The sequence below is a fragment of the Streptomyces sp. NPDC036813 genome, assembly GCF_055609245.1.
In genome coordinates this window covers 197,114-212,122 of sequence record NZ_JBVJPV010000008.1, presented here as the reverse complement: position 1 = coordinate 212,122, position 15,009 = coordinate 197,114, and the positions used below count along the sequence as shown (strand labels likewise).

Sequence of the window (15,009 nt, the reverse complement as noted above, 5' to 3'; positions counted from 1 at the left end):
CGGCCGCGTGCGGGAGGCGGCGCGGGCGTACCGGCTGATCGCCGGGATGTGGATCCGCTCGACCCTCGCCTACCGCACCTCCTTCGCGCTGACCACGCTCGGCAACTTCGCGCTGACCGGCCTGGACTTCGTCGCGATCCTGCTGATGTTCTCCCGCGTGGACGCCCTCGGCGGCTACTCGCTCGCCCAGGTGGCCTTCCTCTACGGGGCCTCGTCCGTCGCCTTCGGCGGGGCCGACCTCGCGATCGGCTCGATGGACCGGCTCGGGCGGCGCGTGCGCGACGGCACCCTGGACGTCCTGCTGGTGCGTCCCGCGCCGGTGCTGGCGCAGATCGCCGCCGACCGTTTCGGCCTGCGCCGGCTGGGCCGGATCACCCAGGGCACGCTGGTGCTGGGCTGGGCGCTGGCGCGGCTGGACATCGACTGGACGCCGTCGCGGCTGCTGCTGATGCCGGTGATGCTGCTCAGCGGCCTGGTGATCTTCTGCGCGGTGTTCGTGGCGGGCGCGGCGTTCCAGTTCGTCGCGCAGGACGCGTCGGAGGTGCAGAACGCCTTCACCTACGGCGGGACGACGCTGTTGCAGTACCCGCCGACCGTGTTCGGCACGGAGCTGGTGCGCGGGGTGGTGTTCGTGCTGCCGCTGGCGTTCGTGAACTGGCTGCCGGCGGCCTACGTCCTCGGTCTGCCGATGCCGCTGGACCTGCCCCGCTGGGTGGCGTTCGCGCCGCCGCTGGTGGCGGTGGCGTGCTGTGCCCTGGCCGCGGCCGCCTGGCGGGCGGGGCTGCGGGCGTACCGGAGTACGGGGAGCTGAGGGCGAGTGAGCATGACGGAAGCGTTCATCGAGGTCGACCGGGTGGAGAAGGTCTTCGACGTGCGCCGCAGGACCGGGTTCCTCACCCGGGAGCGGCGGCAGGTACGGGCCGTCGACGCGTTGTCCTTCACGGTCGCGCGCGGCGAGATGGTCGGCTACATCGGGCCGAACGGCGCCGGGAAGTCGACCACGATCAAGATGCTGACCGGCATCCTCACCCCGAGCGGCGGCCGGCTGCGCGTCGCCGGCATCGATCCCTCCCGCGAGCGCACCCGGCTCGCGCACCGCATCGGCGTGGTGTTCGGGCAGCGCACGACCCTGTGGTGGGACCTGCCGCTGATCGACTCCTACCGGCTGGTGCACCGCATGTACCGGGTGCCGGACGCCCGTTACCGGGAGAACCTCGAGCGCTGCGTCGAACTGCTCGAACTGGGTGAGCTGTTGGACGTGCCGGTGCGTCAGCTGTCGCTGGGCCAGCGGATGCGCGGCGACATCGCGGCGGCGCTGCTGCATGACCCCGAGGTGCTGTACCTGGACGAGCCGACGATCGGCCTGGACGTCGTGTCGAAGGCGAAGGTCCGCGCCTTCCTGCGGGATCTGAACGCCGAACGCGGCACGACGGTCCTGCTCACCACGCACGACCTGCAGGACATCGAGCAGCTGTGCTCCCGTGTGATGGTCATCGACCACGGCCGTCTGATGTACGACGGCCCGCTCGCCGGGCTGCACGAGGCGGGCGAGAGCGAGCGCACGCTCGTGATCGACCTGGAACGCGAGCTCCCGCCGATCGACGCGCCCGCTCCCGCGCGCGTGGTGCGCGTGGAGGGTCCGCGTCAGTGGCTGGCGTTCCCCGCGTCGGAGTCGGCGGCGCCGCTCGTGGCGCGGCTGGCGACGCAGTACCCGCTGGTGGATCTGTCGGTGCGCGAGCCGGACATCGAGGCCGTGATCGCGCGGATGTACGCGGAGGAGCCGTCCCGTCCTGCCGGGCAGCCGCCCCGTCCCGCCGAGGAGTCGGTTTCGTAGCCGCCGACCGGTGCTTCTCGTAGGCTGCTGACATGACCGACGACGCAGTCCCGGACCTTCGCGCGTCCGACGCCGATCGCGAGCGGGTCGCCGAGATCCTGCGGGACGCCCTCGCCGAGGGGCGCCTGGACATGGCCGAGTTCGAGGAACGGCTCGACGCCACGTACAAGGCGCGTACCTACGGCCAACTGGCCCCGATCACCCGTGACCTGCCGTCCTCGGGCGCGCCGGCCCCGGCCGTCTCCCTGACCAAGGAGCCGGAGGGCAGCGGGAGTTGGCGGGAGCGGATCGTCGGCGGCGACGGCTCCTCGCAGTGGGCCGTGGCCGTGATGTCCGGCTTCCAGCGCAAGGGCCGCTGGACGGTGCCGCGCCGCATGGACTGCGTGGCCTTCTGGGGCGGCGGTGAACTGGACCTGCGCGACGCCCTCTTCGCGGACCGCGAGGTCGTGATCAACTGTGTGGCGATCATGGGCGGTGTGAACATCGTCGTACCGCCCGGTGTCGAGGTCGTCGTCCGCGGCATCGGCGTCATGGGCGGCTTCGACCAGACGGAGGCGGACGTAGTGGGCGACCCCGGCGGGCCCCGCGTGATCGTCACCGGCTTCGCCTTCTGGGGCGGCGTCGGCATCGAACGCAAGCTGCCCCGTGCGGAGCGGCTGCGTCTGAAGGAGGAGCGCCGCCGCGAGAAGCTCGATCGCGGGAAGTCGCTGCGCGAGATCCGGTCCGGCTTGCACGAGGACGTCCGCGAGGCCCACCGCCGCATGCGCGACGACCACCGCGGCCTGCTGGACGACCACCGCGAACTGCACCGCGAACGCAGGCAGGAGCGGAGGGACGAGCGCCGGGAGGAACGCGAGCGCAGGCGGAACGGGGAGCGCTAGAGCCGCCTGGCCGCGGCCGACGGCAACGCTGCTGGAGTCCCCGAGGGCGTGCCGGGCCCCGCGCCGTCGCCAGGTGGCTGGGCCACCGCCCGGTGTGCCGTGGTGGGTCCGCCCGTCAGCTCCCGCAGGTCGAACACCTCCGCCATGCGCCGGTACCCCCCGTCGCTGGGGTGCAGGTGGTCCCCGCAGTCGTACGGCGCCCGCAGCCGCTGCGGGTCGTACGGATCGCGCAGCGCCTTGTCGAAGTCGACCACCGCGTCGAACACCCCGCCCGCGCGGATCTGCGCGTTGACCTGCCGGCGTACGGTCTCCCGCTCCTGCGTGTCCCAGGTGTGGCCGCCGAACGGCGTCAGGGTCGCCCCGATCACCTTCAGCCCGTGGGCGTGGGCCTGCCGTACCAGGGCGCGCAGCCCCCCGACGATGCGCTCGGCGCCGGCGGGCCGGGGCGGGCGCAGGATGTCGTTGACGCCGAGGTCGATGACGACGGCCTTCACGTGGGGGCGGCCGAGCACGTCCCGCCGGAAGCGGTGCGGGGCGCTGGGGTTGTCCGTGGACAGGCCGTCACCGTCGACCAGCAGGCGGTTGCCGCTGATGCCGGCGTTGACCACGGCGTAGCGCGGCACGTCCTCGCCGTCGTGCAGGGCGGCCCGCAGCCGGTCCGAGAGCACGTCCGGCCAGCGCCGGTTGGCGCCCTGCGTCGACCCCGAGCCGTCCGTGATCGAGTCGCCGAGCAGGACGACGGTGCCGTCGGCATCGTCGCTGAGCACGTCCAGGGCGGTGAGGTAACGCCAGTACGTCACGCGCCGGGTGTAGGGGCCGGCGCTCTCGCTCCGCGCGTGGTCGCCCGCGGCGGCGTAGGAGATCTGCCGTGCCACCCGGTGGACGGTGACAGGGCCGGACGGGGTGGGGGAGTAGGTGCTGACCAGTACGTCGCTGTCCGGCGGGAGCACGATCCGCGCGGGGTCGCTGACCACCTGACCGCCGGCCGGGACGACGACCCGCGTGGCCCCGCCGAAGGTCAGCCGCCGCATGCTGCCGGGCCGCGCGGCGGCCGTGCCGGAGCCGGCGGCGACGGCGAGGGAGACGTCGGTCAGGGTGAGCGGGGTCCGGCCGTAGAGGTTGGACAGCGTGATCCGGGCACTCGTACCGCCGGCTCCGGTGTGCACCACGTTGCGGACCGACAGTCCGGCCACGCCCCTCAGCTCGGTGCCGGGTTCGTGACCGGACGGTGAGGCGGCCCAGGAACCGACCCACATGCCGGTGGAGGCCGGGTGGGCGGAGTCGTACGGCGTGGAGGCAGCCCCACCCCGGCCGGGGAAGCCGCCGTCCACGGCGACATGGATGCCGACGGACACGACCGTGATGAGGGCGACGATCGCGCAGAGCAGGGCATAACCGTGACGCCTGGCCATGGGGGTATGTGTCTCCTCGGACAGCGGGAGCCCGGATCGGGTGCCCGGTACTCCGAAAGGATCACCTCATCATGCGACATGAGGAAGAAACGACCGCACACGGCCCCGGCTGCCGACCGCCCCGGCTCGCCGGCCGGCCGGGAACCTTTCACCGCCCCCCGGAGTCGCTCCTACAGGGCAGGACAGATCCCGAAAGAGACAATGGGTGAAGGAACCATGATCGGACGGAGCGGACGGACCGAACGGAGCGGACGGAGCGGATGGACTCGGAGATAAAGGCCGGCGAGACGCCCACGCGCGCCATGACCGCCTTCGGCCCCGCAGACGAGGAGCGCCGCCGCGGGGTGCGCCGGATGAAACTGACCGCGACCGGTCTGCTGCTCCTCGTCGCCGTGGTCTACGTCCTCGCCAAGTGGGCCGACGACTCCGGCGCGGGCGCCTGGGCGGCGTACGTCGCCGCGGCCGCCGAAGCCGGCATGGTCGGCGCGCTCGCCGACTGGTTCGCCGTCACCGCCCTGTTCCGCCACCCCCTGGGCCTGCCCATCCCGCACACCGCGATCATCCCCAACAAGAAGGACCAGCTGGGCGTCTCGCTCGGCGAGTTCGTCGGCGAGAACTTCCTCTCCGAGGACGTCGTACGGCAGCGGCTGCGCGCCGTCGGCATCGGCAGCCGGCTCGGCGCCTGGCTCGCCGAACCCGCCAACGCCGACCGGGTGACCGCCGAGCTGTCCACAGCACTGCGCGGCGCACTGACCGTGCTGCGCGACTCCGATGTGCAGGCGGTGGTCGGCGAGGCCATCACCCGGCGCGCGAACGCCCAGGACATCGGCCCCGGCCTCGGCAAGATGCTGGAGAAGATCGTCGCCGACGGCGGTCACAAACGCGTCGTCGACCTGATCGTCAGCCGCGCCCACGACTGGCTGGTGCTGCACGGCGACTCGGTGATGGACGCCGTCCAGGGCGGCGCGCCCGGGTGGACCCCTCGGTTCGTGGACCGCAAGGTCGGCGAGCGCGTCTACAAGGAACTCCTGCGCTTCTGCGCCGAGATGCGCGACATGCCCTCGCACCCCGCGCGCGGCGCCCTGGACCGTTTCCTCACCGACTTCGCCGGCGATCTGCAGTCCGACACGGACACCCGCTCGCGGGTCGAGCGGCTCAAGGGCGACGTGCTGGGCCGGGGCGAGGTCCAGGACCTGATCGCGTCCGCGTGGACCGCCGTCCGCTCCATGATCGTCTCCGCGGCGGAGGACGAACGCAGCGAACTGCGGCTGCGGGTGCGCTCCTCCCTGCTGTCCCTCGGCGCCCGGATGGCGTCCGACCCGGCCACGCAGGACAAGGTCGACCGCTGGGTGGAGGGCGCGGCCGTGCACGTCGTCACCACCTACCGCAAGGAGATCACCTCCCTCATCACGGACACCGTCGCCGGCTGGGACGCCGAGCACACCACCCGCAAGATCGAGGCCCACATCGGCCGCGACCTGCAGTTCATCCGCATCAACGGCACCGTCGTGGGCTCCCTGGCCGGCCTGCTGATCTACGTCGTGACGCAGGTACTGGGAGCGTAAAGCGGCGCCGGCCGGGCACCCGATCGAGCGGTTCGCTCAAGGAGGAGGGTGCCCATGACCACAGCGGAGGCCGAGACCGGCCGTACCGTCACCACGAACATCCCCGCCCGTCTCGACCGCCTGCCGTGGTCCCGCTGGCACTGGACGATCGTCATCGGCCTCGGCACCGTATGGATCCTGGACGGCCTCGAGGTCACCGTCGTCGGGAACATCGCCAGCCGGCTGTCGGAGCCCGGCAGCGGACTGGACATCAGTTCCGGCCAGATCACCGGCACCGCCGCGGCCCTCTACGTGGCCGGCGCCTGCGTGGGCGCCCTGTTCTGGGGCCGCCTGACCGACCGCTGGGGCCGGAAGAAACTCTTCATGATCACCCTGGCGGTGTATCTGGCCGCCACCGCCCTGACCGCGTTCTCCTTCGACGCCTGGTGGTTCTTCCTCTTCCGCTTCCTCACCGGCTTCGGCATCGGAGGCGAGTACGCGGCCATCAACTCCGCGATCGACGAGCTGATCCCGGCGAACTACCGCGGCCGCGTCGACCTGATGATCAACGGCAGCTTCTGGCTGGGCGCGGTCGGCGGCTCTCTGCTGTCGATCGTCGCGCTGAACACCGCGATCCTGCCCGCGGACGTCGGCTGGCGGCTCACCTTCGCGCTCGGCGCCGTCCTCGCCCTGGTCATCCTCCTCGTACGGCGTCACGTCCCGGAGAGCCCGCGCTGGCTGCTGATCCACGGCAGGGACCAGGAGGCGGAGGAGATCGTCTCCTCCATCGAACGCACGGTGGAGTCCGAGAACGGCGGCGCGCGGCTGCCGGAACCCGAGGGCGAGATCACCATCCACCAGCGCCGCAGCGTCACGTTCGTGGAGATCGCCCGCACGGTCTTCTCCCGCTACCGCCGCCGCGCGATCCTCGGCTTCGCCCTCTTCATCGGCCAGGCGTTCCTGTACAACGCGATCACGTTCGGCTTCGGCGCGATCCTGACGACGTTCTTCGACGTGCCGGCCGACCACACCGGCTACTACTTCGCGGTCATCGCGGTCGGCAACTTCTGCGGCCCGCTGCTGCTCGGCAAGCTCTTCGACACGGTCGGCCGCCGGGTGATGATCTCCTCCACCTACCTGCTGTCCGGCCTGCTGCTGTTCGGCACGGCGTGGCTGTTCGACCAGGGCCATCTGAACGCGACGACGCTGACCGCCTGCTGGTGCGCGGTGCTGTTCTTCGCCTCGGCGGGCGCGAGCAGCGCGTACCTGACGGTGTCCGAGATCTTCCCGATGGAGACCCGGGCGATGTCCATCGCCTTCTTCTACGCCCTCGGCACGGCCGCCGGCGGCATCAGCGGGCCCATGCTGTTCGCCGACCTCACGGGCACCGGCAAGGTCGGCGACACGGTCCTCGCCTTCTCCATCGGCGCGGCGCTGATGTGCGTGGCCGGACTGGTGGCGGCGTTCCTCGCGGTGAACGCGGAGCGCCGCTCGCTGGAGGACATCGCGCAGCCGCTGACGGCGGTGGCGAAGAAGGCGGCGGTGGGGGCACCGGGTGCGCCCGGCGCGTCCGGTACGGGGCCGGGGCGGCCGGGGTCCAAGCCGGCGACGGCGTAGAGGCGACGAGGGGTGTGATGCCGACGCCCGCGGTGGGTCACCGCGGGCGTCGGGTGTCGCGCCTCCAGCGCCGGGCGTCGCTCGCCGCGGTCTACGCCCGCCCGGCGCCCCGGTCGGCGACGGCCCAGGAGGCGAGGGCGACGGCGCCCGCGACACCGAAGACGGCCGGCCAGGCGCCCACCTTCTTCGCGAGCGGGTGCGACCCGGCGAACGCGGCGACATACGCGGCGGTCAGCGCCCCCGCGGCCCTGCCGCCGGCCCGTGCGCGCCACTGCTGCGCGGCGGCGGCACCGGCGACGGCCAGGACGGCCCCGCCGAGCTGCCGCTTCTTGGTCCAGCGGGCGACGCCGTAGCCGCCGACGAGTCCGCCCGCGGCGACCACCGAGCTGGGAACCTTCGCCATGCCTGCCTCCTGTGTTCGGTCTGCCCCCGAGGCTAACCCCGGCACCGGGGCAGGCTGTTCCTGAGTCCCCCCTTGTCAACTTTCCTCCCCGGAGCTATATAAAAAGAGAAGCCCCCGCATGAGGCACCACGTACAGCACGTAGGCATCGAAGGGAGTGACCAGTGATGCTCATGCGTACCGACCCGTTCCGTGAGCTCGACAGGGTCACGCAGCAGGTCTTCGGCGCCATGGCCCGCCCGACGGCGATGGCGATGGACGCCTACCGGTCCGGGGACGACTTCCTGGTCCACTTCGACCTCCCCGGCATCGACCCCGAGTCGATCGAACTCGACGTCGAACGCAACGTCCTCAACGTCCGCGCCGAGCGCAGGTCGCCCGCGCCCCAGGACGCGGAGGTCATCGTCGCCGAGCGGCCCACCGGCACCTTCACGCGCCAGCTGTTCCTCGGCGAAACGCTCGACACCGAACGCATCGACGCGTCGTACGAGGCCGGCGTCCTGACCCTGCGTATCCCGGTGGCGGAGCAGGCGAAGCCGCGCCGTATCCAGATCAGTGGAGGCGGCGGCCGGCGCAGGCAACTGAACGGCTGACCGCACGCCGAACGCGACCCGTGGCGGGCCGGGGCCGGGACGACCCCGACCCGCCACGGGCTCTCGCTCGCCCTCACCGAGGGTTTCACGCCATATCTGAGATGTGAGACGTGTACGAACCGCCCGGCTGGGGATTCGGTTACGGGCGCAACGGCTCGACGCCGCCCGCGCCCGCGAACGATCGGGATCCGGAGGAGGACGCCGCACATGACGACGACGGTGCCGAACACGACGACACTGCTGCCGAACACGACGCCGTTGAGGACACCGACCCCCGCGCCGCCGCAGCCCCGCAAGGCCATGGCCGGGGACGACGGGTGGCGGGCGTTGACCGATGCGGTGAAGGAGTCGGGCCAGTATCCGACGAGAGGGGAGGCCGAGACGGTCACCCGTATCGTCCTGTCCGCCCTCGGCGGGCATGTGATAGGCGAGGAACGCGTGGCCCTCGCGCAGTCCCTGCCGCCCGAGGCGGCCTGCGTGGTCGCCTCCCAGATCCCGGTCACCCGCAGGCTGACGGCCGCGGAGTTCGTCGACTCGGTGGCGGCCCGCATCGAGGGCGCGACCCCGGCGACGGCCCGCTGGGACGTCAGCTCGGTCCTGAGCGTCCTGCCGCCCCTGATAGGGGAGGACCTGACGACCCGCATCCTCGCCGAACTCCCGCCGGGCTACGCCCTGCTGTTCGGCCGAGCGGACCTGGCACCGCACCACTAGGCGCCCGGTCGCGGGACGCCGCCGCAGCCGCCGGTAAACGGACTGGCGCCGACCGGGTGTCGCGACCAACACTGCCGTGTGCGCTATGTGACGACCCCGGACGGCACCGCCATCGCCTACGACGACCAGGGCCCGGCAGACCCGCCGGGCCCGCCGATCGTCCTCCTCCATGGCCTGGCGGGCCACATGGGCGAATGGGACGACCTGACCGCCCGCCTCCTCGCCGACGGCCACAGAGTGATCCGCTACGACGCCCGAGGCCACGGCGCGAGCACCCGCACCCCGGCGGACATGACGAGAGCGGCGGCGATCACGGACACGGCGACCTTGATCGACCACCTGTCGCTGCCCCCGGTGTCCCTGATCGGCCAGTCCCTGGGCGGCCTCACCGCCCTACTCCTGGCGTCCCGCCACCCCACCCTGGTCGCCCACCTGACCCTGATCGAGGCGGGCCCGGCATGCGCCAACCCGTCCCTCCCGGCCGACATAGCCGCCTGGCTGGATGGCTGGCCGACCCCGTTCCCCACCGTGTCGTCGGCAACGACCTTTTTCGGCCACGAGGCGTGGGCGCGGGGTCTGGAGGAACGGGAGGACGGCCTCCACGCCCGCGTGGACCGCGACACGATGATCGCAGCGGTCCAGGAACTGGCCACGAAGAACTACTGGTCGGACTGGTCCCGGATCACTTGCCCGACGCTGGTCCTGCGGGGCGAAAAGGGCACGATGCGCCCCGAGGAGGCCCAGGAGATGCAGACCCGCCGCCCGGGGACACGGGTGGAGGTGGTCGCGGGGGCGGGACATGACGTGCATCTGGACGCGCCGGGGGCGGTGCACGAGACGATAACGTCCTTCATGCGCGGATCACGTTCCCTGTAGCGGGAGGTCGGGCATTCGTGGGTGCAGCAGGAGTTGCCGCCCGGCACCGTCGACACGAAGACTGAACTCTTCCGGCCCGGGACGACCGGCGGCCTCGAAGAGGTCGATGACGCGTTCCACGCGCTCCCACAACTTCACCGGTCCGCCCTCCCTTACGTCCCAGGCGCCGCCGGACAAGGACAACGCGGCGGCGGAGCCGCTGACCACGTCGATGAGGTAGTGCACGCCATCGAGAACGGTCAACTGGGCGTCCGGAACAGCAGCCTGGGCGAGGAAGCGCAGATGAAAGGCGCTCGCAGTCGCCTCCGTGATGACCGCGGGAGCATACCGAGCACGGCGGGGCTCCTGGGAGAGGCCCGCGGCCCAGTCACCGGGATTCCCGAACGCCGGTGCCGCGTGCGCCCGGACGGACATGAACGAGATGGTGCCCGGCAACAGTGGACCTTCAGCGCTGCCGTCCTCGGCGACCGTGAGCAGGACACGGGCATGGCCGTAGAGCCAGCCGGACAGATTGAGAAGGAGCTTCCCACCGGGCCGGGTCTGCCTCACCAGGCTCGGAGGCACCCCGCGGAAGGAGCAGGCGGTGACAACCCGGTCGAACCAGGCTTCCGGCCAGTACCCGTGGAGTCCGTCCGCGGCGGCCAGCGTCGGCGCGTACCCACAGTCGTGCAGCGTGCGGGCGGCGGCCTCGAGCCGTCGGGGGTCGACCTCGATACTGGTGACGTGCGAGGAGCCGATACGTTCGCAGGCGAGCGCGGTGGAGTAGCCGGTCCCGGTGCCGATCTCCAGTACCGTGTGCCCTTCCTCGATCTCGGCGTCCACCCACATGCGTACGACGAGCGACGGCATCGTGGACGAAGAAGTGGGTGACCCGCCGTGGCGGACGGCGGGGTTCTGCCAGTCGGGCTCCTCGCCGTCGAACTGCGTGATCAGCGTTGTGTCGGAGTAGGCGGCGGACAGCCACCGTCCGTAGGCGCGATCCGCTGTGATGGGCTCCCAGACCGTCAGTCCATTCCCGTCCCGACCGTCGGCGGGAAGGTAGAAACCCTCCACAAAACGGTGCCGGGGCACGGTGGCCACTGCGGTCCGCCACCCGGTGTCGTCCAGAAGACCCTCCTGGGCCAGAGTCTTCGACATCGCCGCCCGCATGGGCACCGCGTCGATCTCAGGGTCGACGGGCAAGGTCACTGCCACCGCCTCCTTTCAAGGTCAAAATGTCGGCGAACGTCTCGGCGATGGTGGGGGCGTCCGGGAGCCACCCCCACTGCCCGTTCGGATTGCACTCGATGGCCCACCAGTCCGTGGAGTCCTCCCCTTCACCGGTGATCGCGAAGTCGAAGCAGCCGAAGACGAGGCCGAAGGAGGCCAGATAGTCGAGCAGCGCCTCTTCGATCGAGGCGGGCACGGCGACAGGGGAGTGCATGAGTTCGTTCCAGTCGCCACGACGCCAGTCGAGGTCCCGGCTCGGGGTGGTGATCCGGTGAGCGAAGATGCGATCGCCGACAACGGTCACCCGAACGTCAGCGGTCTTCGGGACCTCGGCCTGAAACAGGTGCGCGGTCGCCCTGAGCGAATCGTCGAAGGTTTCTGGATCGATGCGCTGAGTCCAGATGGCGCCGGCCTGCCCGCTCTCGCACTGAGGAAGGCCACGGAAGGTCTTGTAGACCACCCGCTCATGGCAGTCGGCGAAATCTCGTGCGGCGCCCATGTCGTTGGTGATGAGGGTCGGCGGAATTCGCAGCCCGAGCTCCGTGAATCTCTGCAACTGGGCCGGCTTGAAGTCGGCCCGTGCGATCGCGTGAGGATGGTTGACGTACAGAGCGGTGCTCAGGTTGTTGAGCACACCATCGAGCCCATGCCGTGCCTCGGCGGATGCGAAGTCCCGCTGCTGAGCCGGCAGCTGGGCGAACCGGGTCGCATAGGGGGTGGGTCGACGCCAGTAGACCGCACCGACCTCTCCGGGTTCCACCCTCCGGGTCACCGTTCGCAGCCATCCGCTCCACTGATGCCTGCCCGGTCCGATGTGAAACCCGAAGGCGAGCTCGTGGCCGATGTCCGCCGGGTCGGCGCGTACGACCGGCACCGCTCGCGCGTTCACGGCCTCGACGACCAGGTCGGCAGTGACGTCCTCGAGTGATGTGAGGACGAGTACGGTCGGGCTCATCGATCAGTCCGACTCGTAGTCCGTGGTGCTGTCGTCCTGCGTCTGTGGTTGAGGCGTCTGCCCGTCACCGCCACCGGAAACCGAGGCGGTACCGGTTGTCCGGGACGTTCCGTGCTTTCCCATCTCCACGACGTCACCTGACGCGTCCGTGTAGCGGGCGGTCTGGGTGACCGAGTCCAGTACCACCGTGGCGTACGCGGCAGGAGAGATCGGAAGCCGATCGGACACAAGACGTAGGGCCCACGGCATGTGGCCGGCCGTCACGTCCGTGCGGTACTTCTCGCCGGAGTCGGCGTGACGGCCGTCTGGCTCGGCCAGACGCGACCGGCCGGTCTCCACGAGGGCGACGACCGAGTCCGGGGCGCACAAGTCGCCCTCGTAGCGGAGCGGAACCATCCAGTACGTTCCGGGAGGCTGCTGCCGATCGGGCCGCGGCACGCCGAGATAGGTGCCGCTTCCCAGGCACCCGGTGACGCGGTCATGGGGCCAGGTGAGTGCCGCACGGGCCGGGATGAGGGCGTAGTAGGTCCCGCCAGAGCACCTGGTGTCGTGGATGATCGCACCGCCCAGTAACTCGCCGAGCGCCACGGCCACTTCGCCCTCCCGTCGGCTTCCCACGCCGGCGTGGACGACCTCGGCTGCCATGCGCACTGCTGCGAACCGCTCGCCGAGGGGCAGCAAGGCCACGCCCTGAGTCTCCCACTCCCTTCGGGGCCGTTCCGGTGCCGGATCGGCCCGGGCGAGCCACTCCGCAATCGGCCTGTCCAAAGCACTCTGGGTGTACACGAGGACGCCTCCCGTCGCTCCACGTTCAGTGACGGCACTTAGCGTCGAGCAAAGGCGTGTCGCATACGAGGACCTCTGAAGGACCTCAAGAGGACGCACAAGGGACGGAGTTGATACCCGGAGAGTGAAGGGCCGACATAGAGCGGACGTCCTGTGGGAGGGTTGGGAGTAGCCGTCATCAGGAGGTGCGCCGTGTCCCGACCGGCAGGGAACGTCCGGCTGAAGGCCGCACGCGTGGCAGCCGGCTTCAACTCGCAACAGGATCTGGCCGACGCGCTCACCGAGCACGCGCGGCACCTCGGCATCCGGGGGCTTTCCGTAGGGGTCCGGCAGGTCCGTCGGTGGGAGTCCGAGAATCCGCCTTGGCCACAGCCGGACTGCCAGCGCGTCCTCGTCCATTTGCTCGGCCAGAGTATGGAAGACCTGGGCTTCAAGCCCCCCTGGGGCACCGCGGGTCCGACGCCCGACCGTTCACCCCGAGTAGCCGTTTCGGGCGCGGCGGCCGTTGCCGTCCCGTCCGTGGCATCGGGGCGAAGTGTGGCGGCACTGCAACCGGCCACCGCCGGCGCCGACTACCTGGCGGTGACTCGTTCCCATCGTCGTCTCTACTGGTCGGTGGCTCCGACGACGCTGCATCCCGCCGTCCTCGCCCATGCGACGCTCGGTTGCCGCTTGCTCCCGGAATCGGCGGACGGTACCCGCCGTACGATCGCGACGGCGCTCGCGGAGACCTACCTCCTCGCGGGCCGTATCGAGTTCTTCGACCTCAGCGACCCCGACACGGCCAACCACACACTCGTCCTGGCCCTGCAGGCCGCCGGCGAGGCGGACGACCCGCTGCTGGGCGCGGCGATCATCGCGCACATGGCATTCGTCCCGGGATGGGTGGGCGACCGCGAAGCCGTCGGCGAGCGCATGATCGCGTCCCGCACCTACGCCCGCCGTGCCTCTGCCTCGGCGGAGTTCCTGGCATGGCTGGACGCGGTGGAAGCCGAGTGCGAGACGCGTTGCGGCAACACCCGCACGGCACTCAACCTGATCAGGCACGCGGAGGACGTCCTGGCGGCCGGTACAGAGCATCCGTCACCGGAGTGGATGGACTGGTTCTCTCCGGCCCGCCTGGCGGCCTTCAAAGGCAACACGCAACTGATCGCCGGCCACCTTCCGCAGGCCCGTGAGACCCTGCTGTCCGCCCTTGACGCGCTGATGCCGTCGGAGGGCAAGCAGCGCTCGGTGGTCTACGGCGACCTCGCGGCGGTGGAGGCGGCCGCCGGCAGGCCGGAGGAGGCCTGCGCCTACGCGAGCCGGGCCCTCGACCAATTGGCCGCCACCTGGTACGCCACCGGCATGGACCGGGTACGGGAGGTCCGCCGCGCCCTCGCCCCGCACCAGCACGAACACTGCGTCCGCGACCTCGATGACCGCCTCTACAACTGGTCCACCACGGTGAGCGCCCTCAGCCGTTGAAGTCGCGGATCAGGTCCGCCAGTTCGGCCAGGCTCTCGACGCGGAAGGTCGGCAGTTCCCTGGCTTGAGCGCTGTTCCACTGGATCGTGGCCCAGGGCCCGCGATGCACGAGCGCGGTGCGCATCCCGGCCTCGCCGGCGGGCCGGATGTCGTTGTCGCACCGGTCTCCGACGTACAGAATCTCGTCCGTCCCGAACGGGACGGCGTCGGCGACCCGCTTGAAGAACTCCAGGTCCGGCTTGCTCGCCCCCCAGTCGTCCGAGGTGCCGATCAGGTCGACATCGTCCGCGAACAGCTCCCGCAGGATCCGACCGGCGCGCACCGTCTGGTTGCCCGCGATACCGAGCCACAACCCTCCGTCCCGGAGCCGCCGCAGCGCAGGCCGGACGTCGGAGTACAGGTCCTCTTCCCCGAACGTCTCCGGCTGCCCGGCGGCGGCCCGCCTCTCCCGCTCCTCGTACAGGTCGAAACCCGGCCGGAACTCCTGGAACGTCTCCCGGTAGTCCCGCCCCTGCGCGATCACGGCCCCGAACATCGCGTGGAACGTGTGCCGGGGGACGCCGAGCCAGTCGGCCCAAGTGCCGTACTCCCGGGTCTCGTCCACGAGACACTCACCTACGTCGAAGATGACTGCGTGAATCATGGGGGGAGGGTATCGGAGGCATCCTCACCGCGAGAGATGCCCGAGATCCGATACTCGTGCGTGTGACGGCAGCCTGGGGC

At 70.9% G+C, this 15,009-nt stretch carries 15 protein-coding genes; 9 read left to right on the top strand and 6 right to left on the bottom strand.

The window, feature by feature from the left end; all coding sequences use genetic code 11:
• The first annotated feature begins 46 nt into the window (after nt 1-46).
• Genes ACZ67Q_RS18805 through ACZ67Q_RS18795 form a run of 3 tightly spaced genes read left to right on the top strand, consistent with a single transcriptional unit; the run spans nt 47 to nt 2,715 of the window.
• Nucleotides 47-811 carry an ABC transporter permease gene (locus tag ACZ67Q_RS18805; protein WP_471183449.1) on the top strand — a complete coding sequence of 255 codons (765 nt, stop codon included), beginning with the start codon at nt 47-49 and terminating at the stop codon, nt 809-811.
• 12 nt (nt 812-823) lie between these two features.
• The gene (locus ACZ67Q_RS18800; RefSeq protein WP_471183175.1) at nt 824-1,834 is read left to right on the top strand and encodes an ABC transporter ATP-binding protein; all 1,011 of its coding nucleotides are present in this window, start codon (nt 824-826) and stop codon (nt 1,832-1,834) included.
• Between the two features lie 32 nt (nt 1,835-1,866).
• On the top strand, nt 1,867-2,715 hold the full coding sequence (locus ACZ67Q_RS18795) for a DUF1707 SHOCT-like domain-containing protein (RefSeq protein WP_471183172.1): 849 nt from the start codon (nt 1,867-1,869) through the stop codon (nt 2,713-2,715).
• Here ACZ67Q_RS18795 and ACZ67Q_RS18790 read toward each other — a convergent pair.
• Nucleotides 2,712-4,127: an SGNH/GDSL hydrolase family protein gene (locus ACZ67Q_RS18790; protein ID WP_471183170.1), complete on the bottom strand. Its 1,416-nt coding sequence runs from the start codon at nt 4,125-4,127 to the stop codon at nt 2,712-2,714. The genes ACZ67Q_RS18795 and ACZ67Q_RS18790 overlap by 4 nt on opposite strands.
• A 260-nt stretch (nt 4,128-4,387) precedes the next feature.
• Here ACZ67Q_RS18790 and ACZ67Q_RS18785 point away from each other — a divergent pair, with 260 nt between their 5' ends.
• Together ACZ67Q_RS18785 and ACZ67Q_RS18780 are read left to right on the top strand one after the other, a co-directional pair.
• On the top strand, nt 4,388-5,692 hold the full coding sequence (locus ACZ67Q_RS18785) for a DUF445 domain-containing protein (protein WP_471183168.1): 1,305 nt from the start codon (nt 4,388-4,390) through the stop codon (nt 5,690-5,692).
• Nucleotides 5,693-5,746: 54 nt separating this feature from the next.
• The gene (locus ACZ67Q_RS18780; RefSeq protein ID WP_471183165.1) at nt 5,747-7,288 is read left to right on the top strand and encodes an MFS transporter; all 1,542 of its coding nucleotides are present in this window, start codon (nt 5,747-5,749) and stop codon (nt 7,286-7,288) included.
• A 91-nt stretch (nt 7,289-7,379) separates the two neighbouring features.
• On the opposite strand, the gene ACZ67Q_RS18775 is transcribed toward ACZ67Q_RS18780, so the two are convergent.
• The gene (locus ACZ67Q_RS18775; RefSeq protein WP_471183163.1) at nt 7,380-7,691 is read right to left on the bottom strand and encodes a hypothetical protein; all 312 of its coding nucleotides are present in this window, start codon (nt 7,689-7,691) and stop codon (nt 7,380-7,382) included.
• A gap of 165 nt (nt 7,692-7,856) precedes the next feature.
• Here ACZ67Q_RS18775 and ACZ67Q_RS18770 point away from each other — a divergent pair, with 165 nt between their 5' ends.
• From ACZ67Q_RS18770 to ACZ67Q_RS18760, 3 genes are all read left to right on the top strand, one after another.
• Entirely contained in the window at nt 7,857-8,282 is a 426-nt protein-coding gene (locus ACZ67Q_RS18770; protein ID WP_471183160.1) for an Hsp20/alpha crystallin family protein, read from the top strand.
• Nucleotides 8,283-8,489: 207 nt separating this feature from the next.
• Complete coding sequence (locus ACZ67Q_RS18765; protein WP_471183158.1) at nt 8,490-8,993, top strand: DUF2267 domain-containing protein; 504 nt, start codon at nt 8,490-8,492, stop codon at nt 8,991-8,993.
• A 78-nt stretch (nt 8,994-9,071) separates the two neighbouring features.
• The gene (locus tag ACZ67Q_RS18760) at nt 9,072-9,869 is read left to right on the top strand and encodes an alpha/beta fold hydrolase (protein ID WP_471183155.1); all 798 of its coding nucleotides are present in this window, start codon (nt 9,072-9,074) and stop codon (nt 9,867-9,869) included.
• Here the strand turns inward: ACZ67Q_RS18760 and tgmC are convergent.
• From tgmC to ACZ67Q_RS18745, 3 genes are read right to left on the bottom strand one after another with little or no spacing between them, the layout of a single operon-like run.
• On the bottom strand, nt 9,855-11,057 hold the full coding sequence (gene tgmC / locus ACZ67Q_RS18755) for an ATP-grasp peptide maturase system methyltransferase (RefSeq protein WP_471183153.1): 1,203 nt from the start codon (nt 11,055-11,057) through the stop codon (nt 9,855-9,857). The two genes, ACZ67Q_RS18760 and tgmC, sit on opposite strands and share 15 nt — an antisense overlap.
• Nucleotides 11,035-12,033: an ATP-grasp ribosomal peptide maturase gene (tgmB, locus tag ACZ67Q_RS18750; protein ID WP_471183150.1), complete on the bottom strand. Its 999-nt coding sequence runs from the start codon at nt 12,031-12,033 to the stop codon at nt 11,035-11,037. The genes tgmC and tgmB overlap by 23 nt, the downstream gene beginning before the upstream one ends.
• Before the next feature lie 3 nt (nt 12,034-12,036).
• Complete coding sequence (locus ACZ67Q_RS18745; protein WP_471183148.1) at nt 12,037-12,720, bottom strand: putative ATP-grasp-modified RiPP; 684 nt, start codon at nt 12,718-12,720, stop codon at nt 12,037-12,039.
• Between the two features lie 291 nt (nt 12,721-13,011).
• Here ACZ67Q_RS18745 and ACZ67Q_RS18740 point away from each other — a divergent pair, with 291 nt between their 5' ends.
• Nucleotides 13,012-14,286, top strand: a complete 1,275-nt coding sequence (locus tag ACZ67Q_RS18740; protein WP_471183145.1) for a transcriptional regulator — start codon at nt 13,012-13,014, stop codon at nt 14,284-14,286.
• On the opposite strand, the gene ACZ67Q_RS18735 is transcribed toward ACZ67Q_RS18740, so the two are convergent.
• The gene (locus tag ACZ67Q_RS18735) at nt 14,276-14,929 is read right to left on the bottom strand and encodes an HAD family hydrolase (protein ID WP_471183142.1); all 654 of its coding nucleotides are present in this window, start codon (nt 14,927-14,929) and stop codon (nt 14,276-14,278) included. The genes ACZ67Q_RS18740 and ACZ67Q_RS18735 overlap by 11 nt on opposite strands.
• Between the last annotated feature and the right edge of the window lie 80 nt (nt 14,930-15,009).

What these genes read in the sequence shown, in the direction of transcription:
- ACZ67Q_RS18805 (WP_471183449.1), top strand. Translation starts at nt 47, where the DNA reads ATGTGGATCCGCTCGACCCTCGCCTACCGCACCTCCTTCGCGCTGACC.
- ACZ67Q_RS18800 (WP_471183175.1), top strand. Translation starts at nt 824, where the DNA reads ATGACGGAAGCGTTCATCGAGGTCGACCGGGTGGAGAAGGTCTTCGAC.
- ACZ67Q_RS18795 (WP_471183172.1), top strand. Translation starts at nt 1,867, where the DNA reads ATGACCGACGACGCAGTCCCGGACCTTCGCGCGTCCGACGCCGATCGC.
- ACZ67Q_RS18790 (WP_471183170.1), bottom strand. Translation starts at nt 4,127, where the DNA reads ATGGCCAGGCGTCACGGTTATGCCCTGCTCTGCGCGATCGTCGCCCTC.
- ACZ67Q_RS18785 (WP_471183168.1), top strand. Translation starts at nt 4,388, where the DNA reads ATGGACTCGGAGATAAAGGCCGGCGAGACGCCCACGCGCGCCATGACC.
- ACZ67Q_RS18780 (WP_471183165.1), top strand. Translation starts at nt 5,747, where the DNA reads ATGACCACAGCGGAGGCCGAGACCGGCCGTACCGTCACCACGAACATC.
- ACZ67Q_RS18775 (WP_471183163.1), bottom strand. Translation starts at nt 7,691, where the DNA reads ATGGCGAAGGTTCCCAGCTCGGTGGTCGCCGCGGGCGGACTCGTCGGC.
- ACZ67Q_RS18770 (WP_471183160.1), top strand. Translation starts at nt 7,857, where the DNA reads ATGCTCATGCGTACCGACCCGTTCCGTGAGCTCGACAGGGTCACGCAG.
- ACZ67Q_RS18765 (WP_471183158.1), top strand. Translation starts at nt 8,490, where the DNA reads ATGACGACGACGGTGCCGAACACGACGACACTGCTGCCGAACACGACG.
- tgmB (WP_471183150.1), bottom strand. Translation starts at nt 12,033, where the DNA reads ATGAGCCCGACCGTACTCGTCCTCACATCACTCGAGGACGTCACTGCC.
- ACZ67Q_RS18735 (WP_471183142.1), bottom strand. Translation starts at nt 14,929, where the DNA reads ATGATTCACGCAGTCATCTTCGACGTAGGTGAGTGTCTCGTGGACGAG.